The 617-nt window shown below is 69.7% G+C and carries 2 protein-coding genes; both read left to right on the forward strand.

The genetic code is table 11. From position 1 onward, the window contains the following. On the forward strand, nt 1-226 hold a 226-nt coding region (locus tag PGX04_RS25515; protein WP_425498463.1), incomplete at its 5' end, for a DUF7384 family protein. A gap of 108 nt (nt 227-334) precedes the next feature. Further along, on the forward strand, nt 335-617 hold a 283-nt coding region (locus PGX04_RS25520; protein WP_273741063.1), incomplete at its 3' end, for an IMP dehydrogenase.

The raw sequence follows: 617 nt of genomic DNA on the forward strand, positions 1-617 counted from the left end.
CCCCGCGCTGGCCTCGGCCTATCGGGGTGAGGCGGCGCACCTCCTCTCGTACGACGAGCGCCTTCGATCGGCCGAAGCCGGGCTCACCCTCCAGCCGCGGGTGTCCGTCAGCGTCCGTCCGCCGGACGCGTTCGCCCGCCTCTTCGATCCCGAGAGCCTGTACGAGGCCGTCGAGGCCATCGAGGGCGGCGAGTACCCGGGGCCGGATCGCGATCCTCGAGCGTAGCCGCGGCGGTCCGGCTCGCGAAGAGACCACAGCACCGCGAGCGGGTTCACACGAACTGACCGAATGCCGAGAGCCTTATCCGACGGGAGCCCTCAGTACTGAGGGGTCATGAACGATCTTCGCACCGGATTGAGCTACGGTGACGTGCTCCTCGTCCCGAAGCGCTCGCCAGTCGACAGCCGCAACGACGTGGATCTCTCGACGTCGCTCACGCCGAGCGTCGAACTCGAAACGCCGCTGGTCGCCGCCGCGATGGACACCGTCACGGAGGCCGAACTGGCGATCGAACTCTCGCGGGCCGGCGGAGTGGGCGTCATCCACCGATTTCTCGCGCCGGGCGAACAGGCCGCGCAGGTCGAGCGGGTGACGGCCGCTGACGAACGGGTGGCCG

The sequence above is a fragment of the Natrinema soli genome (assembly GCF_028618695.1).